Source organism: Ralstonia sp. Ralssp110 (assembly GCF_047325135.1).
Taxonomy (GTDB): Bacteria; Pseudomonadota; Gammaproteobacteria; order Burkholderiales; family Burkholderiaceae; genus Ralstonia; species Ralstonia mojiangensis.
This window is the reverse complement of sequence record NZ_CP168610.1, coordinates 615643-636859: the sequence shown is the minus strand read 5'-3', so window position 1 is coordinate 636859 and position 21217 is coordinate 615643. Positions and strand designations below refer to the sequence as shown.

Annotated in this window: 18 protein-coding genes; 8 read left to right on the top strand and 10 right to left on the bottom strand. The window is 63.4% G+C overall.

Annotation, left to right across the window (positions count from 1 at the left end):
* Nucleotides 1-66: 66 nt before the first annotated feature.
* The 4 genes from katG to ACEN9T_RS11640 all read right to left on the bottom strand — a co-directional run bounded on the left by katG (nt 67) and on the right by ACEN9T_RS11640 (nt 4543).
* Entirely contained in the window at nt 67-2244 is a 2178-nt protein-coding gene (gene katG, locus ACEN9T_RS11655) for a catalase/peroxidase HPI (RefSeq protein WP_413707778.1), read from the bottom strand.
* Between the two features lie 127 nt (nt 2245-2371).
* On the bottom strand, nt 2372-2872 hold the full coding sequence (locus ACEN9T_RS11650; RefSeq protein ID WP_045202616.1) for a Dps family protein: 501 nt from the start codon (nt 2870-2872) through the stop codon (nt 2372-2374).
* Nucleotides 2873-3046: 174 nt separating this feature from the next.
* The gene (locus tag ACEN9T_RS11645; RefSeq protein WP_092972468.1) at nt 3047-3289 is read right to left on the bottom strand and encodes a hypothetical protein; all 243 of its coding nucleotides are present in this window, start codon (nt 3287-3289) and stop codon (nt 3047-3049) included.
* Nucleotides 3290-3595: 306 nt separating this feature from the next.
* On the bottom strand, nt 3596-4543 hold the full coding sequence (locus ACEN9T_RS11640; protein WP_253538981.1) for a LysR substrate-binding domain-containing protein: 948 nt from the start codon (nt 4541-4543) through the stop codon (nt 3596-3598).
* A 151-nt stretch (nt 4544-4694) separates the two neighbouring features.
* Between ACEN9T_RS11640 and ACEN9T_RS11635 the strand changes: the two genes are divergently transcribed.
* Together ACEN9T_RS11635 and ACEN9T_RS11630 are read left to right on the top strand one after the other, a co-directional pair.
* A complete protein-coding gene (locus tag ACEN9T_RS11635) occupies nt 4695-5858 on the top strand; it encodes a metallophosphoesterase (protein ID WP_413707777.1) in 1164 nt (387 codons plus the stop codon).
* A 188-nt stretch (nt 5859-6046) separates the two neighbouring features.
* Entirely contained in the window at nt 6047-7066 is a 1020-nt protein-coding gene (locus ACEN9T_RS11630) for a diguanylate cyclase domain-containing protein (protein ID WP_413707776.1), read from the top strand.
* A 22-nt stretch (nt 7067-7088) separates the two neighbouring features.
* Here the strand turns inward: ACEN9T_RS11630 and recG are convergent, their stop codons facing one another.
* Complete coding sequence (gene recG, locus ACEN9T_RS11625) at nt 7089-9239, bottom strand: ATP-dependent DNA helicase RecG (protein ID WP_413707775.1); 2151 nt, start codon at nt 9237-9239, stop codon at nt 7089-7091.
* Nucleotides 9240-9370: 131 nt separating this feature from the next.
* Between recG and queA the strand changes: the two genes are divergently transcribed.
* The 5 genes from queA (at nt 9371) to secF (ending at nt 15074) form a co-directional block, all read left to right on the top strand.
* Entirely contained in the window at nt 9371-10432 is a 1062-nt protein-coding gene (gene queA / locus ACEN9T_RS11620; protein WP_413707774.1) for a tRNA preQ1(34) S-adenosylmethionine ribosyltransferase-isomerase QueA, read from the top strand.
* Between the two features lie 2 nt (nt 10433-10434).
* Nucleotides 10435-11586, top strand: coding sequence for a tRNA guanosine(34) transglycosylase Tgt (gene tgt, locus ACEN9T_RS11615; protein ID WP_024979061.1), 1152 nt, complete (start codon nt 10435-10437; stop codon nt 11584-11586).
* 105 nt (nt 11587-11691) lie between these two features.
* Nucleotides 11692-12024, top strand: coding sequence for a preprotein translocase subunit YajC (yajC, locus tag ACEN9T_RS11610; protein WP_024979062.1), 333 nt, complete (start codon nt 11692-11694; stop codon nt 12022-12024).
* A 110-nt stretch (nt 12025-12134) separates the two neighbouring features.
* The gene (gene secD, locus ACEN9T_RS11605) at nt 12135-14024 is read left to right on the top strand and encodes a protein translocase subunit SecD (protein ID WP_092972462.1); all 1890 of its coding nucleotides are present in this window, start codon (nt 12135-12137) and stop codon (nt 14022-14024) included.
* A gap of 78 nt (nt 14025-14102) precedes the next feature.
* Nucleotides 14103-15074 (top strand): protein translocase subunit SecF, encoded by a 972-nt coding sequence (gene secF / locus ACEN9T_RS11600; protein WP_092972461.1) that lies wholly within the window; start codon nt 14103-14105, stop codon nt 15072-15074.
* A 97-nt stretch (nt 15075-15171) separates the two neighbouring features.
* On the opposite strand, the gene ACEN9T_RS11595 is transcribed toward secF, so the two are convergent.
* The 4 genes from ACEN9T_RS11595 to purB all read right to left on the bottom strand — a co-directional run bounded on the left by ACEN9T_RS11595 (nt 15172) and on the right by purB (nt 18723).
* The gene (locus ACEN9T_RS11595; RefSeq protein ID WP_092972460.1) at nt 15172-15768 is read right to left on the bottom strand and encodes a YceI family protein; all 597 of its coding nucleotides are present in this window, start codon (nt 15766-15768) and stop codon (nt 15172-15174) included.
* 64 nt (nt 15769-15832) lie between these two features.
* Nucleotides 15833-16405 (bottom strand): YceI family protein, encoded by a 573-nt coding sequence (locus ACEN9T_RS11590; protein ID WP_092972994.1) that lies wholly within the window; start codon nt 16403-16405, stop codon nt 15833-15835.
* A gap of 99 nt (nt 16406-16504) precedes the next feature.
* The gene (locus ACEN9T_RS11585) at nt 16505-17086 is read right to left on the bottom strand and encodes a cytochrome b (protein ID WP_092972459.1); all 582 of its coding nucleotides are present in this window, start codon (nt 17084-17086) and stop codon (nt 16505-16507) included.
* A 263-nt stretch (nt 17087-17349) separates the two neighbouring features.
* Nucleotides 17350-18723, bottom strand: coding sequence for an adenylosuccinate lyase (gene purB / locus ACEN9T_RS11580; RefSeq protein WP_092972458.1), 1374 nt, complete (start codon nt 18721-18723; stop codon nt 17350-17352).
* Between the two features lie 239 nt (nt 18724-18962).
* Here purB and ACEN9T_RS11575 point away from each other — a divergent pair, with 239 nt between their 5' ends.
* Entirely contained in the window at nt 18963-19571 is a 609-nt protein-coding gene (locus ACEN9T_RS11575; RefSeq protein ID WP_045202604.1) for a glutathione S-transferase, read from the top strand.
* A gap of 20 nt (nt 19572-19591) precedes the next feature.
* Here the strand turns inward: ACEN9T_RS11575 and ACEN9T_RS11570 are convergent, their stop codons facing one another.
* On the bottom strand, nt 19592-21190 hold the full coding sequence (locus tag ACEN9T_RS11570; RefSeq protein WP_413707773.1) for an FMN-binding glutamate synthase family protein: 1599 nt from the start codon (nt 21188-21190) through the stop codon (nt 19592-19594).
* Between the last annotated feature and the right edge of the window lie 27 nt (nt 21191-21217).

Genomic DNA, 21217 nt, shown 5'->3' with positions numbered 1-21217 from the left:
GGAAATCACCAAAGAAAATGGCGCCTGCACGAGGCAAGGCGCCATTTTAGTCCCGCCGAAAGCAGCTTAGGCGGCAGCCAAATCGAAGCGGTCGAGATTCATCACCTTGACCCAAGCGGCAACGAACTCGCTGATGAAGCGCTCCTTACCGTCGGCGCTGCCAAAAACCTCGGCCAGCGCGCGCAGGATCGAATTCGAGCCGAACACCAGATCGACGCGCGTGCCGGTCCACTTGAGTTGACCCGTCTTGCGATCGAACCCCTCGTAGATGTTGCCGGCGGCCTTCCATTCGGTGCCCATGTCGAGCAGGTTGACGAAGAAATCGTTGGTCAGCGCGCCCGGCGTGGCGGTAAATACGCCGTGCTGGCTGCCATCCGCGTTGATGTTGATGGCGCGCAGGCCACCGATCAGCACGGTCAGCTCAGGCGCGGTCAGCGTCAGCAACTGAGCCTTGTCGAGCAGCAACACTTCGGCCGGCATCGCGTAATCGGCTTTCTGGTAGTTGCGGAAGCCGTCGGCCACCGGTTCGAGCGGCGCGAACGAGGCGGCGTCGGTTTGCTCGGCCGTTGCATCGACGCGGCCCGGCGTGAACGGCACGGAGATCGTCGTGCCAGCTGCCTTGGCGGCCAGTTCGATACCGACGCTGCCCGCCAGCACGATCACATCGGCCAGCGAAGCCTTGCCGGAAGCGCGTTGAATCTCCTCCAGCTTGGCCAGCGTGCCGGCCACCGGCTGGTTGACTGCCCAGTCGTTCTGCGGGGCCAGGCGAATGCGAGCACCGTTGGCACCGCCGCGCTTGTCCGAACCGCGGAAGGTCGAGGCGGATGCCCATGCCACCGCAACCAGCTCGGAGGCCGACAGACCTGAAGCAGCAATCTTCGCCTTGAGGTCGGCGATGTCGGCTTCGGTCGGCTTGTGCGTGGCAGCCGGAAGCGGGTCTTGCCAGATCAGGTCTTCACGCGGCACTTCGGGGCCGAGGTAACGCGACTTCGGGCCGAGATCACGGTGCGTGAGCTTGAACCAGGCGCGCGCAAAAGCTTCAGCAAATGCCTGCGGGTTGTCGAGGAAGCGGCGCGAGATCTTTTCGTACGCCGGATCGAAGCGCAACGACAGGTCGGTCGTCAGCATCGTGGGGCGACGCTTGGGCGAATCGGGCGTCGGGCCCGGAATGATCGCCTCGGCGTCCTTGGCCACCCATTGCAGCGCGCCGGCCGGGCTCTTCTCCTGCACCCATTCGTACTTGAACAGGTTTTCGAAGAAGAAATTGCTCCATTGCGCAGGGGTCTGCGTCCAGGTGACTTCCAGCCCGCTGGTGATGGCGTCGGCACCCTTGCCGGTCCCATATGTGCTGGCCCAGCCCAGGCCTTGCGCTTCCAGCGGAGCCGCTTCGACATCGGCGCCAACGTGGCTTGCCGCGCCCGCGCCGTGCGTTTTGCCGAAGGTGTGGCCGCCAGCGATCAACGCGACGGTTTCTTCATCATCCATCGCCATGCGTGCGAAGGTGTCGCGGATGTCGCGTGCGGCGGCCAGTGGATCGCCGTTGCCGTCCGGGCCTTCCGGGTTCACATAGATCAGGCCCATTTGCACGGCGGCCAGCGGGTTCGCAAGATTGCGGTCGCCCGAGTAGCGGCTATTGGGGTTGTTGGTGGGCGCGAGCCAGGTGGTCTCGCTGCCCCAATAGACGTCGTTGTCCGGTTCCCAGGTGTCTTCACGGCCAGCGGCAAAGCCGAAGGTGCGGAAGCCCATGGTTTCGAGTGCCACGTTGCCGGTCAGGATCAGCAGGTCGGCCCACGAGATTGCCTGGCCGTACTTCTGCTTGATCGGCCACAGCAAGCGGCGCGACTTGTCGATGTTGACGTTGTCGGGCCAGGAGTTGAGCGGTGCGAATCGTTGCTGGCCGCGCCCTGCGCCGCCACGGCCATCACCCGTGCGGTACGTGCCGGCAGCGTGCCATGCCATGCGGATGAACTGCGGGCCATAGTGCCCAAAGTCTGCCGGCCACCAGTCTTGCGAATCCGTCATCAGGCGGCGCAAATCGGCCTTGAGCGCGTCGTAGTCGATCGCATTGAAGGACTTGCGGTAGTCGAACTTCGGGCCGAGCGGATCCGACTTCTCGGAATGCTGGTTCAGCAGATCAACGCGCAGCTGATTGGGCCACCAGTCTTTGTTGGCCGTACCGCCACCGAAGGCGTGCGAAGCAGCGGGAGCATGGCCGGGAAACGGGCATTTGGCTTCAGTCGTCATGATTCTCTCGTTTAGGTCATGGGGTTGATGCTGTCACACCCGCAACACAACGGGCTTGCGGGTGGGACGCAATTCGCTGCTGTCGAAACGCCTGTCGCAATCTTGGCGAACGGCCGTCAAGCCAGCCTTAAGCCAGTAGCGAGCGCAGCATCCACGCGGTCTTCTCGTGGATGTCCATGCGTTGCGTCAGCAGGTCGGCGGTCGGTTCGTCGGCGGCCTTGTCGACATCGGGGAACAGGCTGCGGGCGGTGCGCGTCACGGCTTCGTGGCCGGCTACCAGCTCACGCACCATGTCCATCGCCTCGGGAATGCCCTTCGATTCCGGAATCGACGACAGCTTGGCGAACTCCGAATACGAGCCCGGCGCGGGATAACCCAGCGCGCGGATACGCTCAGCCACCGGGTCGACGGCATTCCACAGTTCGTTGTACTGCGTCTCGAACATCAGATGCAGCGTGTTGAACATCGGGCCGGTGACGTTCCAGTGGAAGTAATGCGTCTTCAGATACAGCGAGTAGGTATCGGCCAGCAGGCGCGACAGGCCTTCTGCGATCTTCTTGCGATCCTTGTCAGCGATGCCGATGTTGATCTGGGCTGCGGCAGTCGCGCCGTTGTTCTTCTTTGCCATCTGGATTCCCCTATGAAGTGGTGTGCAAAAACGCGATGCCCTTGCCTTGATTCAGCGTCGGGCCATGCGTGCTTCAAGCCTTCTTTCGGTTGCCGCTCGCGCAGCAAGTTCCGATCGTCCCATCGTCCTATGACGAAACGCACAGCGGATGGCAACCGAGCATCCGGCCGGTCATCAGACCATGAGCTGCACCGTACCGTGCAGGAGCACGATCATAGCGCCGGCAGCCACGATCGTTAGACCGATCTGCTTGCGCACCCACTTGCGTTGCAGGCGAGCGGATTCTGCAGCGCGGGTGCCGAGCCCGCCAGCCGCACTGCCGGGCATACCGGACAACGTCGGCACTTCTGCCTGCGACGCGCGCACGGTGCCCGCAAACCCCTGCCATTCCGAAACAAACATCCGCACCATTGCCATGCTTTTTCTCCTTGCGACCCCGCGCGTTCCTGATGCCCGAACGACAAGCGCGGGCAGCTTCATGCATCCATCAGGTCAGTGCGATTCACCATAGGCAGCGAGCCATTCCAGCACGGTCGCGACGGTGTTCGAGGCAAGCGGCAGGGACATGACGGGCTCCACGGTGATTGGGCAGTGAGCGATGCGCTCACCATGGAAAACAGTCTACCAATGAGCTATCGATGCGTATATTTGATTGTTTTTATCTATTAATTAGACGTGCGCTATGGCCGTCATGGAGTGACGGCCAGCGGCTACCTCAGAGGATCAATGAATCAGCGGGGTGGGCGGCAACAGCTTGATGCCGGGCAGTTCGCATTGCGCGACCGCCTTAGCCACCGCTTCGATCGCGGCAATGCGGGTGAAGCTCTTGCGCCAGGCCAGAACAACGCGGCGGTCGGGCACAGGCTCCTGGAAGGGCACGTAACTGAGCAGATCGGTGGCGGCAGGCTGCATGCTGGGCACCGACGTGCGCGGCAGCACCGTAATGCCCACGCCGCTGGCGACCATATGGCGGATCGTTTCCAGCGACGAACCTTCGAACGTCTTCTGAATACCGTCCGCGTTCTGCGAGAAGCGCGACAGCTCCGGGCACACCCCGAGCACATGATCGCGGAAGCAATGCCCGTTGCCGAGCAGCAGCATGGTCTGCTGCTTGAGCGCTTCCGGGTCCACCGACGACGCCTTGGCCAGCTCGTGGCCACGCGGCACCGCCACGACAAAGGGCTCGTCATACAGCGGCGCCGTCATCAGACCGGCCTCGGGAAACGGCTCGGCCATGATGGCGCAGTCGATCTCGCCCTGCTTGAGCAGCTCCACCAGCCGCACGGTGAAGTTCTCCTGCAGCATCAGCGGCATCTGCGGGACGGTGTCGATCATCTGCTTGACGAGCGCGGGCAGCAGATACGGCCCAATCGTGTAGATCACCCCCAGGCGCAGCGGCCCGGCCAGCGGGTCCATCCCCTGCTTGGCAATCTCGCGGATCGCCATCGTCTGTTCAAGCACGCGCTGCGCCTGTGTGACGATTTGCTCGCCGACGGGCGTGACGCTCACTTCCGACGCACCGCGCTCGAAAATCTGCACGGCCAGTTCGTCTTCCAGCTTCTTGATGGCGACCGACAGCGTCGGCTGTGAGACGAAGCAGGCCTCGGCGGCACGCCCAAAGTGGCGTTCCCGCGCGACGGCGACGATGTATTTCAGTTCAGTGAGCGTCATGACGATCAATCGGCTTGGGGATATCGATAGATTTTACCAAGGGACGTGCAATGTTGCTTGAGGTTCGAACGGCGGCCTGGCATTGACAACGCTGCCAGCCGCCCCATCTTCCGGGGATACGCCCCACCGAGACAAAAGGAGCCGCCCCCACATGAGTGACGAACCTAACGGCAGCCGATCCCTGCCCCGCGGCAGACGCCGCTTCCTGATGACAACAGTCGGGCTCATGGCAGCGCTGCATCTCTACATCGGATGGCGGCTGCTGCCGGATCTGGGCTGGAACGGTGCGGGCTGGGCTGCAGGCGTCCTCTTCCTGCTCGTATCGACGGTGATGATTCCAACCGGGATGGCAGCGCGCTTCGTGATCCGTCCCATCTCGCTGGCCGATCGCGTGACCTGGGTTGGCGCCTTGCTGATGGGCCTGTTTTCGTCGCTGCTGGTCCTGACGCTGCTGCGCGACGTCGCGCTGATCGTGCTGCCGCAGACTTATCGGCACGACTCGGCCCTGCTCGTCGTCGCCCTCACCTTGCTGGTGACGTTGATCGGCTATGTCAATGCGCGCCGCATTCCCCGCGTCGCACGGGTGACGGTGCCCATTGCGGACCTGCCTGCCGCGCTGCACGGCTTCACCATCGCGCAAATCACCGATCTGCATGTCGGGCCCACAATCAAGCGTGCCTATGTGACGGGCGTGGTCGAGCGGCTCAATGCATTGCAACCGGATGTCATCGCCGTGACGGGCGATCTAGTGGACGGCGAGGTGGACGTGTTGCGTCCGCATATCGCGCCGCTGGCCGGCATGTCGGCTCGGCACGGCGTTTTTGCGGTGACGGGCAATCACGAGTACTACTCCGGCGTCGGCCCTTGGGTGTCTGAGTTCGAGCGGCTCGGTATGCGCGTGTTGATGAACGAGCATGCGGTGCTTGAACACGACGGCGCGTCACTGGTGATCGCGGGGGTGACGGATTTCAGTGCAGGCAAGTTCGACGCCGCGCATGCGAGCGATCCAACGCGGGCGCTGGCAGGGTCGCCGCCGGGCGTCACGCCCACCATCCTCCTCGCACATCAACCGCGCAGCGCTCCTGCCGCAGCAGAGGCCGGCTTCGACCTGCAACTGTCGGGGCACACGCATGGCGGCCAGTTCTGGCCGTGGAGCCTGTTTGTTCCGCTGCAGCAGCCATTTACGGCTGGGCTGCACAAGCTGGGGCGCCTGTGGATCTACACCAGCCGCGGCACAGGATATTGGGGCCCGCCCAAGCGATTCGGGGCGCCATCGGAGATTACGCTGATACGGCTGGAGCCGACCGTTGGCTAAACCGTAAGACCGGACATTCGACGAAGAACCATCCGACCTCAACGTCTTGCCGCCTGCCGATTCTTTGCGCACCGTCGCAGTGCATACGAAAGTTGTAACGGCGCCTCACACCGGCGACATTTCGGTCTATGCCGTTCGGGTGACGGGCTAGAATCGCCCGACTCACAGCCACACCCGCGCCGCGCCCCATGTCGTTCGACCACCCGCCTCTGCAAAACCCCGCCACGCTCCTTGAAATCGTGCGAGCGCAGTCAGAGATCGCCAAGCTGGGCACAGATCTGGGCGCGATCATGGCGCTGGTTACCGAGCGGGCACAGCATCTGACGTGCGCGACGGGGGCGGTCGTCGAATTGGCGGAAGGCGATGAGATGGTCTACCGCGCCACCTCGGGCCTGACCGAAACGCTGCTGGGCCTGCGGCTGGCGCGCAAGGGCAGCCTGTCGGGCCTGTGCGTGCAGACCGGCGAAATCCTGCAATGTACAGACTCCGAAACCGACGCGCGCGTCGACCGCGAAGCCTGCCGCCGCGTAGGTTTGCGTTCGATGGTGGTCACGCCGCTGCGGCATCTCGACACCACGGTCGGCGTGCTTAAGCTGGTGGCACCGGAAGTGGACGCCTTCAGCGAAAGTGACATCAGCGTGCTGGAGCTGATGTCAGAGCTGATCGCCGCAGCCATGTTCCACGCCGCCAACGCCGAGCGCGATCAGTTATATCTGCGCGCCACGCACGACGCGCTGACCGACCTCCCCAACCGCGCGCTGTTCTATGACCGCCTGCGCCAGTCGATCCATCTGGCGCAACGCGCGCATGGCGGCCTGGGTGTGCTCAATGTCGACATGGACAATCTCAAGCTCATCAATGATCGCCACGGCCACCGCGCGGGCGATGCCGCCATTCGCGAGACCGCACAGCGCATGGGCCGCACGGCACGGCGCTCCGACACGGTGGCGCGCGTGGGCGGCGACGAGTTTGCCGTGATCCTGCCCGGCATTGGCGCGCGGGCGGATGCGCAGGCGCAAAGCGAGCGGCTCATCGAAGAGGTGCAGCAACCGTACGTGTTCGAAGGCCAGCCGCTGGACCTGCGCGTGAGCATCGGCGTGGCGGTGATGCCCGAAGACGGCACCGAGATCACGGCCCTGCTTGATCAGGCCGATCGCGAGATGTACACCGCCAAGCGCTTGCGCAAGCAGGCACAGTTGGCGCACTAAAAGAAGGCGCGCGCCACCGGCCTTAGACGCGCAGGTAGTGCTCGCGCTCGCCGAGCCAGCGCTTGAGATGGATGTCGACGGCTTCCGGAAAGCGGGCCAGCATGTCGTCCGCCGCTCCTTGGGCAAATTCGACGAGCCAAGCATCGTGGTTCAGATCGGCAAAGCGCAGCATCGCTTCGCCCGACTGCCGCGCGCCGAGGAATTCACCGGGGCCGCGGATCTCCAGATCGCGCCGGGCGATTTCGAAACCATCGGTGGTCTCGCGCATGGTCTGCAGGCGCTGCTTGGCCGTCGGCGACAGAGGCGCTTGATACAGCAGCACGCACACCGATTCCGCCGTGCCGCGGCCCACCCGCCCGCGTAGCTGATGCAGCTGCGCAAGGCCAAAGCGCTCGGCGTGCTCGATCACCATCAACGAGGCATTGGGCACGTCCACACCGACTTCAATGACGGTGGTGGCCACCAGCACGTGCAGCTCGCCGCCTGCGAAGGCGCTCATCACGGCGGCCTTCTCGGCCGATGGCAGACGTCCATGCACGAGACCGACCTTCAAACCTTCCAGGCTCTGGGAAAGCGTCTCGAAGGTTTCGACGGCAGTCTGCAGCTGCAGCGCCTCGCTCTCTTCGATCAGCGGGCAAACCCAGTAGACCTGCCGGCCTTCGCGTGCGGCGGCGTAGATGCGCTCAATCACTTCGTCGCGGCGCGCATCGTTCACCAGGCGCGTGACGATGGGCGTGCGGCCGGGCGGTAGCTCGTCGATGGCTGAGACGTCGAGATCGGCGTAATACGTCATCGCCAGCGTGCGCGGGATCGGCGTGGCGGACATCATCAGCTGGTGCGGCACTTGCGCGTTGGCGGCCGCGGGAGCATCGCCATTGCTCGCCTTGCCGCGCAGAGCGAGCCGCTGTGCCACGCCAAAGCGATGCTGTTCATCGACCACCGCCAGACCCAGCCGCGCGAACGTCACGGCGTCCTGAATCAGCGCGTGCGTGCCGATCACGAGTTGCGCCGTGCCGGCCGCCACGCGCGCCGCCGCCTCCTCCTTCTGCTTGCGTTTGAGGCTGCCAGCCAGCCAGACGATGTCCACGCCCAGCGGTTCCAGCCAGGCAGAAAGCTTGCGGTAATGCTGCTCGGCGAGCAGCTCGGTCGGCGCCATCAGTGCTGCCTGCCAGCCGGCATCGATGGCCTGGCACGCTGCCAGCGCGGCTATGACGGTCTTGCCGCTGCCCACGTCGCCCTGCAGCAATCGCTGCATCGGGTACGGGTGCGCAAGGTCGGCGCGGATCTCTTCCCACACGCGGGCCTGGGCGCCGGTCAGTTTGAACGGCAGCGCATTCATGAAGCGCGCGAGCAGCCCATCCTTGCCGCTGTCGCGCAGGATGGGCGCATTGCGCATGCGGCGCGCGGCCTGCGCACGCTTGAGCGACAACTGCTGCGACAGCAGTTCATCGAACTTGATGCGCAGCCATGCCGGGTGTGTGCGCTCGACGAGGCTGTGCTCGTCGACATCGGGCGTCGGTTGATGCAGCAGGCGCACGGCATCGGCAGGCGTCATCAGCTTGAGCGGCGCGAGCGGGCCGCTGATGAGGCTGTTCGGCAGCGTTTCCGGCAGCGGCGTGCGCGTGAGCGCGTTCAGGATCGCCTTGCGCAGATAGGCCTGCGCCACGCCAGCCGTGCTCGGATACACCGGTGTCAGGCGGTCGGGCAGCGGTTCATCTTCCGCCACGGCGCGCACGGTCGGGTGCACCATCTCTGCGCCGAAGAAGCCAGCGCGCACTTCACCGCGCACGCGCAGGCGCATGCCTTCGGCCATCTGCTTGACTTGGCTGCCGTAGAAATTGAGAAAACGCAGAACCAGCTCGCCCGACTCATCGGCGATATGCACAACGAGTTGCCGGCGTGGCCGGAATGCCACTTCGTTGCGCGTGACCGTGCCTTCCACCTGCGCGGCCCAACCGGTATTGGCCCGAGCCGTGGCTTCTGCAATGGTCAGGAGGGTGGTTTCATCCTCGTAGCGCATCGGCAGATGCAGGACGAGATCGACGTCGCGGTGCAGGCCAAGTTTGGCGAGTTTGTCGGCCGGGCGGGCGGTCTTGGCTGCTGCCTTGGCTGGCTTGTCTGCCGGGGCTGCACGTTTTGGCTTCGGCGCCGGCGCGGTATCAGCGTCGGGCATAGGAGCAGCATCAGTGGCGGAACGGGCGCGAGGCGGCACAGGACGTTTACAATGGCGAACTTTGCGAGTCGCCCGATTGTACCGGCGCCCGCCACCATCACTTGGCGCAATCCACGTCTGCGCCACTTTTCATGCTGACGCTGTCCGATTTCGACTTCGATCTGCCGCCCGAGCTGATCGCACAAACCGCCCTGCCCGACCGCACCGCGAGCCGCCTGCTGGCCGTCCGCCGTACGGAGGATGCCGTGCATTTCGAAGACCGCCAGTTTGCCGATCTGATCGACTACCTGCGCCCCGGCGACCTGCTCGTCTTTAACGACACCCGTGTCATCAAGGCACGCTTTTTCGGCCACAAGGCCAGCGGCGGCAAGGTGGAGGTGCTCATTGAGCGCTTGCTGGACGAGCACACCGTGTTGGCGCAAATCCGCTCCAGCAAATCACCGGTCGAGGGCACGACACTGCGCCTGGCCGACGCCTTTGACGTGACGGTCGGCCCCCGCGCCGAGCCGTTCTTTACGTTGCGTTTCCCGCAGCCGGCGCTGGATCTGATCGAGCAATACGGCCGCCTGCCGCTGCCGCCCTACATCGAGCACGACCCCGACAGCTTTGACGAGACGCGCTACCAGACCGTGTATGCGCGCAACCCGGGTGCCGTCGCGGCACCCACAGCGGGCCTGCATTTTGACGATGCGCTGTTCGCCAAGCTGGACGCGATGGGCGTCAAGCGCGGCTTCCTTACGCTGCACGTGGGCGCCGGCACGTTCCAGCCGGTGCGCGTGGAAAACATCGCCGAGCACCGCATGCACAGCGAGTGGTACGAAATCACGCCCGAACTGGCCGAAGCCATCCGCGCCACGCGCGCAGCCGGCGGCCGCGTGATCGCGGTGGGCACCACGTCGATGCGCGCGCTTGAATCGGCCGCGCAGCCAGACGGCACGCTCAATGCCTGCAGCGGCGAGACCGACATTTTCATCACCCCCGGCTACCGGTTCCGCGCCGTCGACCTGCTGGTGACCAACTTCCACCTGCCTAAATCGACGTTGTTGATGCTGGTATCGGCATTTGCCGGCATGAGCGCCATCCGAGGCGCCTACCAGCACGCCATCGCCCAGCGCTACCGCTTCTTCAGTTACGGCGACGCCATGCTGCTGACGCGCGCCCCTACCGAACCCGGCGAAACCCAATCGCTCTGACCATGCTCAAGTACGAACTGCTCACCACCGATGGCCTCGCCCGACGCGGCCGCATGACCCTGAACCACGGCGTGGTCGAAACGCCCATCTTCATGCCGGTGGGCACCTATGGTGCGGTCAAGGCGATGTCGCCGGCCGAGCTGAAGGACATCGGCGCGCAGATCATCCTGGGCAACACGTTCCACCTGTGGCTGCGCCCAGGGCTGGAGGTAATGGACGCACACAAGGGCCTGCACGGCTTCAATGGCTGGGATAAGCCCATCCTGACCGATTCCGGCGGTTTTCAGGTGTTTTCGCTGGGTGATCTGCGCAAGATCACCGAAGAAGGCGTGACGTTCGCATCGCCCATCAATGGCGACAAGCTGTTCCTGTCGCCGGAGATCTCGATGCAGATCCAGCGCCGGCTGAACTCGGACATCGTCATGCAGTTCGACGAATGCACGCCGTACAAGATTGGCGATCGCCCCGCAACCGAGGCCGAAGCTGCAGCCTCAATGCGCATGAGCCTGCGCTGGGCACAACGCTCGCGCAACGAATTCGAGCGCGAGAAAAATCCGAACGCGCTGTTCGCCATCGTCCAGGGCGGCATGTTCGAGAATCTGCGCGATGAATCGCTGGCCGGTTTGCAGGCGATTGACGCCGATGCTGGCGGCGAAGGTTTCGGCGGCTATGCCATCGGCGGCCTGTCGGTCGGCGAGCCCAAGGAAGACATGATGCGCGTGCTGCAGCACGTGGCGCCGCGTCTGCCTGCCAACAAACCGCATTATTTAATGGGCGTAGGCACGCCGGAAGATCTGGTGGCAGGCGTTGCCAGCGGCATCGATATGTTCGACTGCGTGATGCCGACTCGCAACGCGCGCAACGGCTGGCTCTTCACCCGCTTTGGCGACATCAAGATCAAGAACGCGGTACACCGCAATGATCCGCGCCCGCTGGACGAGACCTGCGGCTGCTACACCTGCAGCAATTTCTCGCGCGCCTACCTGCACCACCTGCAGCGCGTCGGCGAAATCCTGGGGGCCCGCCTGAACACCATCCACAACCTGTATTACTACCTGGAATTGATGGCCGAGATGCGCACCGCCATCGAGTCGCACGGCTTTGCCGCATTCCAGGCGCGCTTTGCCGCAGACCGCGCGCGGGGGGCGCTGTAACCCCGCTCCACAGGGCGCCAGGCGCGCCCATTTGCCGCGGCACCGCAATGGTAGAATGTCCGGTCCGATTTTTGACCGATTGACGAACCATTACGGAGTTCTGACGTGTTCCTGATTTCCGACGCTTACGCGCAAACTGCACCGGCTGTTGGTGGTGCCGCGGGTGGCCTGATGAGCTTCCTGCCCATCATCCTGATGTTCGTGGTGCTGTGGTTCATCATGATCCGCCCGCAAATGAAGCGCCAGAAAGAAACCAAGGCGATGCTCGAAGCCCTGGCCAAGGGCGACGAAGTCGTCACCGCTGGCGGCATTCTGGGCAAGGTTAGCAAGGTGGCTGAGCAGTACGTCACCGTGGAAATTGCTGCCAACACCGAAATCACCGTCCAGAAGAGCGCCGTGACGACCGTGCTGCCCAAGGGCACGCTCAAAGCACTGTAATCGGCCCATCCCGGCGCGGCGCACGATTGCGCTGGCGCCGGAACCCCAGGCAGCGCCTATTCTAAGAATCCGCGCCCGCGCCCCTCGGCGTCGCCTCTCTGCATTCCAAGATGAATCGCTATCCGCTCTGGAAATACATTGTGATCCTGGTGGCGCTTGCCATTGGGTTCCTCTATACGCTGCCGAATTTCTTCGGTGAGGCGCCTGCTGTGCAGGTGTCTTCGGGCAAGGCCACCGTCAAGGTCGACCTGAACGTGCAAAAGCAGGTCGAAAGCCTGCTGGCCGCGGCCAGCATTCAGCCCAACGGCGTGTTCTTCGACAACAACGGCACCTCCGCCAGCGTGCGCGTGCGTTTTGCCGACACCGACACGCAGCTCAAGGCCAAGGACGTCCTGGCTCGCGGCCTGAACACTGATCAAGCCGATCCGACCTACATCGTGGCGCTGAACCTGCTGCCAGGCTCGCCGCGCTGGTTGAGCGGCGCACCGTTCTTCGCCAAGCCGATGTTCCTCGGCCTGGATTTGCGCGGTGGCGTGCACTTCCTGCTGCAGGTCGACATGAACGGCGCCGTGACGAAGAAGCTCGACTCGCTGGCCGGCGACATCCGCACGCAATTGCGCGACAAGGGCATCCGCCACAGCGGCATCGACCGCAACAACAACACGATCACGGTCAAGTTCAGCACCCCGGACGACGCCGACCGCGCTCGCGGGCTGCTGGCAGACTCGACCCGCGAACTGGCCTACACCGTGGACAAGAGCGCCGACGGCGCCACACTCACCGGTACCTTCACCGCCGCTGCGATGAAGGAAGTGCAGGACAACGCAGTCAAGCAGAACATCGTCACGCTGCACAACCGGGTGAACGAACTCGGCGTGGCTGAACCGGTGATCCAGCAGCAGGGTCCGGACCGCATCGTCGTGCAACTGCCCGGCGTGCAGGACACGGCCAAGGCCAAGGACATCATTGGCCGCACCGCCACGCTGGAAGCGCGCCTGGCAGATCCGAACGCGCCGCTCGTGCCGCGTGCCGGCGATCCGGTGCCGCTGGGCGACGAACTGTTCACGCAAGGCCGCAGCGCTCCGGTGCTGCTGCAAAAGCAGGTGATCTTCACGGGTGACCGCATCACGAGCGCTTCGGCCGGCTTCGATCAGAACCACAATTCGTCGGTCGACATCACGCTCGATGGCCAGGGCGGCCGCATGCTGCGCGATGTCTCGCGTGACAACATCGGCAAGCGCATGGGCATCGTGCTCTTTGAAAAGGGCAAGGGCGAAGTGCTGACGGTGGCGACCATCCAGTCCGAACTGGGTTCGCGCTTCCAGATCACCGGCATGGGCTCGACCGAGGCGGCGTCCGACCTGGCGCTGCTGCTGCGTGCAGGCTCGCTGGCCGCGCCGATGGAAATCATCGAAGAGCGCACCATCGGCCCGTCGCTGGGTGCCGACAACATCAAGAAGGGTTTCGATTCGGCGCTGTACGGCTTCCTCGCCATCTCGGTGTTCATGGTGCTGTACTACATGCTGTTCGGCGCGTTCTCGGTGGCGGCCCTGGGCGTCAACGTGTTCCTGCTGATCGCACTGCTCTCGATGCTGCAGGCCACGCTCACGTTGCCCGGTATTGCAGCTATCGCGCTGGCGCTCGGTATGGCCATTGACGCGAACGTGCTGATCAACGAGCGCGTGCGTGAAGAGTTGCGCAGCGGCGCGTCGGCACAGATGGCCATCGCGGCCGGCTTTGACCGTGCCTGGGCGACCATCCTCGATTCGAACGTGACGACGCTCATCGCCGGTCTGGCGCTGATCGCCTTTGGTTCGGGCCCGGTACGCGGCTTCGCGATCGTGCACTGCCTGGGGATCGGCACGTCCATGTTCTCGGCGGTGTTCTTCAACCGCGGTCTCGTGAATCTCTGGTACGGCCGCAAGAAGAAGCTGCAGAGCGTCGCCATCGGGCAGGTGTGGAAGCCGGGCAATACGAACACGGAATCGCCCGCCAAGTAATCACGCCACCCACAACGAATCTCGCATAAAACCGGCACCGCCCCGACACGAAGGGACGGTCGCCACAAAGGGCAGACCATGGAGTTTTTCCGCATCCGCCGCGACATTCCGTTCATGAAGCACGCGTTGATTCTCAACGCGCTGTCGTTCCTGACGTTTATCGCCGCTGTCTTCTTCCTGTTCCACAAGGGCCTGCACCTGTCGGTGGAGTTCACTGGCGGTACGGTGATGGAAGTCGCTTACACCCAGGCCGCCGATCTGCCGAAGATCCGCGGCGACGTTGAGAAGCTTGGCTATGCCGATGCGCAGGTGCAGAACTTCGGCACCTCGCGCGACGTGATGATCCGCCTGCCGCTCAAGACCGGTCCGGATGGCAAGCCCATCGCTTCGGCCGTGCAAAGCCAGCAGGTGATGACGGCCCTGAACGCCGCCAACCCTGACGCCAAGCTGCAGCGCGTTGAGTTCGTCGGCCCGCAGGTCGGCAAGGAACTCGCCACAGACGGCCTGCTGGCGCTGCTGTTCGTGGTGATCGGCATCGTGATCTACCTGTCGATCCGCTTCGAATGGAAGTTTGCCGTGGCGGGCGTGATCGCCAACCTGCACGACGTCGTGATCATCCTGGGCTTCTTCGCATTCTTCCAGTGGGAGTTCTCGCTGTCGGTGCTGGCGGGGGTGCTGGCGGTGCTGGGCTATTCGGTCAACGAATCCGTGGTGATTTTCGACCGGATCCGCGAAGCGTTCCGCAAGTACCGCAAGATGAACACGCACGAGGTGATCGATCACGCGATTACCAGCACCATCTCGCGCACGATCATCACCCACGGGTCGACCGAAATGATGGTGGTGTCGATGCTGGTATTCGGCGGCCCGACGCTGCACTACTTCGCCCTGGCCCTGACGATCGGTATTTTGTTCGGCATCTACTCGTCGGTGTTTGTGGCCGCTGCGCTGTGCATGTGGCTGGGCGTCAAGCGCGAAGACCTGGTCAAGTCTGAGAAGAAGGCCGGTGGGCCGAAAGAAGACGATCCGAACTTTGGCGCACAGGTTTGAAGATCCTGCTACGCGCTGCCCGGAGGACTCATTCCTTGGGCAACAAAAAAGCCCCGCAATTGCGGGGCTTTTTCTTTGGCTGTGGCGATCGCGTGGCTTACTGCTGTGCGACGTTGGTGTCTTGCTTGATGCCTTCCACCTGAATCTTCAGCTTGGTTTCCATGTTGAAACCGTAAGCCTTGCCGTAGTCGACGCCGAAGTCATCGCGCTTGAACTTCATCTCGGCATCGGCGCCGCAGACTTCACGCTTGAGCATCGGATGCGGCATGCACTTGAACGCGTCGATTTCCAGCTTGGCCGGCTTGGTCACGCCGTGCAGCGTCAACTGGCCTTCGGCTTCGGTCGGCACGTCGCCCTTGAACTTCGTGAAGTTGCCCTTGAACGTGGCGGTCGGATACTTGGCCACGTCGAAAATCTCGGCGCTCTTGGCGTGCTCGTTCATCTTGGCGAGACCGAAGTCGATGCTGTCGGTCTGCACAGTCACGTCAATGCTGCCGGTCTTGGCTGCGCGATCCAGCGTCACGGTGCCGCTGGACTTTTCGAACTTGCCGCGCCACTTCGACAGACCGCCCATGTGGTCGGCTTCAAAGCTCGGGTACGTATGGCTCGGATCGAGCTGGTACGTAGCAGGGGCAGCAAAGGCTGCGGTGGCGGCAACAGCGGACAGGGCGGCAACGAGGATACGCAATTTCATGAGAACTCCTGCGGAATAAAAGCGGCACACGAGGGCCGGAAAAACGTTGGGATGAGACTTCCGATTACTTCTTGGCGATGACGACGCGGAACTTGATCGTCACGTCGTCCGAGACGACCGACGTGTCCTTCCACTCACCATCACCCACCTTGAATACGTTGCGCTTGACCGGTAGCGCACCTTCAAAAATCTGATTGGAACCTTCCTGCTTGAACGTCACGGGTGCCGTCACGTCCTGCGTGACGCCCTTGATGGTCAGCTTGCCGACCACGTCCACCTTGCCGCCTGCACCAGGCTTGAATGCAGATGACACAAACGTCGCCTTCGGATACTTGGCGGTATCGAACCAGTCCTTCTTCTTCAGTTCGTCGTTGTATTCCTTGCTGCCGACGTCGACGCTAGTGACATCGATGTCGACCTTCGCCGTCGAGGCAGCCACATTGGCCGCGTTGTAATTGACGGCGGCGTCGAACTTGCCGAACTTGATGTCCATCGGCACGCCGAGTTGCTTGCCGGTGGCGGTGACGCTGCTCTTGGCGGCATCCACCTGGGCGATGGCCGATACCGATACGGCAGCGATCGACAGCGCGCCGGCGGCAACCAGGGCAATCGCGCGGGGGCGCACAAAACGTTTCATCATCAGACTCCTTCGGTCAGGCCGGGTCATGCCGGCAGTCTTGGTCAGGATGGAAAGGCAGGGGCGCCGGCACACACCGTGCGCCAGCGCGCTGGGAAATCAGCGGAGGAACGGCACCATGCGGCGCAGCGTGCCGTCGCGATCGACGACGTGGTGCTTGAGCGCAGCCAGAATGTGCAGCACGACGATGGCCGCCATGGTCCAGTTCAGCCATTCGTGCGCCATGCTGAAGATGTCTTTCAGCGCATCGCTCTTGTCGAACGGCATCGGCAGTTCCCACAGGCCAAGATAGACAACCTTCACGCCGGCCGCGACGCTCAGCAGATAGCCGGTCAGCGGCACCGCCAGGATCAGCAGATAGAGCCCGAGGTGCGCGGCTTCGGCGGCGGCGTGCTGCCATTTCGGCAGACCGGGGACGGGGCCCGGCGCCGGGTGCGTCAGGCGCCACAGCACGCGCAGCACCGCAAAGATCAGCACCGTGATGCCGATCCACTTGTGATACGAGAACAACTTCAGCTTGGTCGGCGTAAAGCCCGGGATATCGGTCATGTACAGACCGAGCCCGAAGGCCGCGAAGATCAACAGCGCGATGATCCAGTGCATCGCAATCGCGGGCTTGGCATAGGCGCCGTGGTCAGCGGCGCCGCGCGTGGCGAAATTCGAGTGGGCGGCTTGGGACATCGGTTCCCTCGGTGTTTTGGAGCGCTCAGTAGGCGGCGCCTGTGGGTATGACCACGGCGCCAAACGATTGTGCATTATTTGCGCGATCCGACCGGTCAAGGCAGCCCGAAGTTCACGAAGCGATTCAAATTTTTTGATTGATCAGGCAGCTTTTAAGAGATGGTGCAGCAGACTGTTCTATGGAGCGTAATAAACAAAACGGCCCGCCCTCTGATCCGAGAGCGGGCCGTTCCTAAGACGGTACCACCAAATTTTTGCAACAATCAGGCGATACGGCGGGCCAGTTCTTCTGCCTTGCCGATGTAGCTGCCGGGCGTCATGTCCAGCAGCAGCTTGCGGGCGTCTTCGGGAATCGCCAGCGTGCCGATGAATTCACGCAACGCTTCGCGGGAGATACCCTTGCCGCGCGTCAGTTCCTTCAGTTGCTCGTACGGATTAGCGATGCCATAGCGGCGCATCACGGTCTGCACGGGCTCGGCCAGCACTTCCCAGCAAGCATCCAGGTCTTCGGCCAGTCGGGCCGGGTTGGTTTCCAGCTTGCCAAGGCCGCGCAGGCAAGCGTCGTAGGCCAGCAGGCTGTAGCCAAACGCCACGCCAATATTGCGCAGCACGGTCGAATCCGTCAGGTCGCGCTGCCAGCGCGACACAGGCAGCTTTTCCGACAGGTGGCGCAGCACCGCGTTGGCCAGGCCGACATTGCCTTCGGAATTTTCGAAATCGATCGGGTTGACCTTGTGCGGCATGGTCGACGAGCCGATCTCGCCGGCCTTGGTCTTCTGCTTGAAGTAACCCTGCGAGATATAGCCCCAGACGTCGCGGTCCAGATCCAGGATGATCGTGTTGGCGCGCGCCACGGCGTCGAACAGTTCGGCCATGTAGTCGTGCGGTTCGATCTGGATGGTGTACGGGTTGAACGTGAGGCCCAGGCGCGTCTCGATCACGTTCTTCGAGAAGGCCTCCCAGTCCAGCGACGGATATGCCGACAGGTGCGCGTTGTAGTTGCCCACGGCACCGTTCATCTTGCCCAGCAGTTCAACGGCTTCGATGCGGCGAATGGCGCGGTCCAGGCGGGCGGCCACGTTGGCCATTTCCTTGCCCAGCGTAGTCGGGCTTGCCGGCTGGCCGTGCGTGCGCGACAGCATCGGCACGTCTGCGTTGGCGTGAGCAAGTTCCACCAGGCGAGCCTGCACGCGGCGCAGCGTCGGCACGATCACGGTGTCGCGCGCGCCCTTGAGCATCATCCCGTGCGAGGTGTTGTTGATATCTTCCGACGTGCAGGCGAAGTGGATGAACTCGCTGGCGGCTTCCAGCTCGGCGTTGCCCTTCACGCGCTCCTTCATCCAGTATTCGACGGCCTTCACGTCATGATTGGTGACGGCTTCGATCTCTTTGATCCGGGCGGCGTCTGCCTCGGCAAAGTTCTCGACCAGCGCCAGCAACGCGCCCTCGGCAGCAGCGGAGAAACGCGGAATCTCGGCCAGCCCGGCCTGCGACAGGGCGATCAACCAATGTACCTCCACCTTCACGCGATTGCGCATGAAAGCGGCTTCCGACAGCCACTCGCGCAGCGGATCGGCCTTGGCAGCGTAGCGGCCATCGATGGGAGACAGAGCGGTCAGGGCAGAAAGCGACGACATGGCAGGCGGGGAAAAATGTGAAGGGAATCTCAATCCGGACAACCCGGACGCGGCGTTGCGCGTTGAACCAAGGTGCATACGCGCACCCAAGCGAGCCCGCGATTTTACCACCCGGCACCTGTCTTTCACGGCCAATCCGGCCTAAAGCAAGGCTCCGTTTGGTTGAGTTGGGTTCAGGCGCCGCGCAGCGCACTCGGGAAAGTGCGCAGCTATACTTCCGCCTCCAACATGACATGCCTATGAAACTGATCGGATCGCACGCCAGCCCGTACACCCGCAAGGTGCGCGTGGTCCTGGCTGAAAAGAAAATCGACTACCAGTTCGTGCTGGAAGACGTGTGGAGCGCAAGTACGCAAATCCACCAGTTCAACCCGCTGGGCAAGGTACCCTGCCTGGTGATGGACGACGGCGGCGCCCTATTCGACTCGCGCGTCATCGCGGAATATGCCGACACGCTGTCGCCGGTGGCGCGCCTCATTCCGCCTTCGAGCCGGGAACGCGTGGAAGTGCGCTGCTGGGAGGCGCTGGCCGACGGCCTGCTCGACGCCGCGCTCATGCTGCGCATCGAACATACGCAGCGCACGCCGGAACAGCGCAGCGAAACATGGCTCGCGCGCCAGACTCACAAGATTGACCAGGCGCTGCAAGCCATGTCGCAAGGCTTGGCCGACAAGACTTGGTGCAACGGCAACCACCTGACACTGGCCGACATCGCCGTCGGCTGCGCGCTTGCCTACCTGGATTTCCGCCAGCCACAGATCGACTGGCGCGAACGTCACGCCAATCTCGCTTCGTTCTACACGCGCATTGAGAAGCGGCCGAGTTTCATGGAAACCCAGCCGCAGTAATCGATGGAAGTTCGCGAGCGTTACACGGCCACCGGGTCAAACCGTTCGGCCTGGGCCATCGGCCAGTAGCGTTCGTACAGCTGAAAGCGATATCGCCCGGCCAGCAGATCGCCGGGTTCCAGGTACTTGAGCAGCGCGGAGAGCAACTGCACCTCGTTGCCCGACACGCGCCGCACGATGTGGTGCGCGCGGAAATCCGCCGGATGCTGCAGGCCGGCCGCCTGCGTCAGTTCCAGCAGCGCATGCAGCGTGTGCGCGTGATATTGATGCACGCGCTCGGCCTTGTCGGGCACCACGAGTGCCTTCTGCCGAGACGGGTCTTGTGTCGCCACCCCGGTCGGGCAGCGATCGGTGTGGCACTTCTGTGCCTGGATGCAGCCCAGCGCAAACATGAAGCCGCGCGCAGCATTGCACCAATCGGCACCCATTGCCAGCGTGCGGGCGACGTCGAACGCCGTGACGATCTTGCCTGAGGCGCCAATCTTGATCTTGTCGCGCAGGTTGGTGCCGACCAGCGTGTTGTGCACCAGCAGCAGCCCTTCCTGGAGCGGCGTGCCGACGTGGTCCGTAAATTCGAGCGGTGCCGCACCCGTGCCGCCCTCCGCGCCGTCGACAACGATGAAGTCCGGCAGGATGCCTGAGTCCAGCATCGCCTTGACGATGCCGAAGAACTCCCACGGATGCCCGATACACAGCTTGAAGCCGGTCGGCTTGCCACCGGATAGCGTGCGCAACCGGTCCACAAACTGCAGCAACCCCAGCGGCGTGCTGAACTCCGAATGCGCGGCTGGCGAAATACAATCCTTGCCGATCTGAATGCCGCGCGTGGCGGCAATCTCGGGCGTCACCTTGGCGGCAGGCAATACGCCGCCGTGCCCTGGCTTGGCACCCTGCGACAGCTTCACTTCAATCATCTTTACCTGCGGGCTGCGCGCCTGTTCGGCAAAGCGGTCCGGATCGAAGCGGCCGTTCGCGTCGCGGCAACCGAAGTAGCCTGACGCCACTTCCCAGATCAGGTCTCCGCCCTCTTCGCGGTGGTACGGCGAGATCGAACCCTCGCCCGTGTCATGGATGAAGTTGCCGAGCTTCGCACCACGGTTGAGCGCGCGAATGGCATTGCCCGACAGCGCCCCGAAGCTCATCGCCGAGATGTTGAACACCGACATCGAATACGGCTTGGCGCGGCCCTCGCCCACCATCACGCGAAAATCTGACGAGGCAATGCGCGTGGGCGCCAGCGAGTGGCCGATCCACTCGTGCCCCGGCACCTTCACATCAACTTCGGTGCCGAATGGGCGGCTATCGACTTCGCCCTTGGCGCGCTGATAAACGATGCTGCGCTGGGCGCGCGAGAACGGCTTTTCATCCGTGTCGTCTTCAACGAAGTACTGGCGGATTTCCGGGCGAATGAATTCAAAGAGGAAACGGAAATGGCCCCAGAGCGGGTAGTTGCGCAGCACCGAATGGCGCGTCTGCGTGATGTCGTGCACGCCCAGGATGACGAACATGCCCGGAATGACCGCGCACACCCAATGCAGACGCCCCGCTATCGCAAACCCGGCGGTGACGGCAAACAACAGCACAACGCCCGCGAAGGCCCAGTAGCGACGTGGCAGCATGACCAACCCTGTGTGGAGACAAATCAG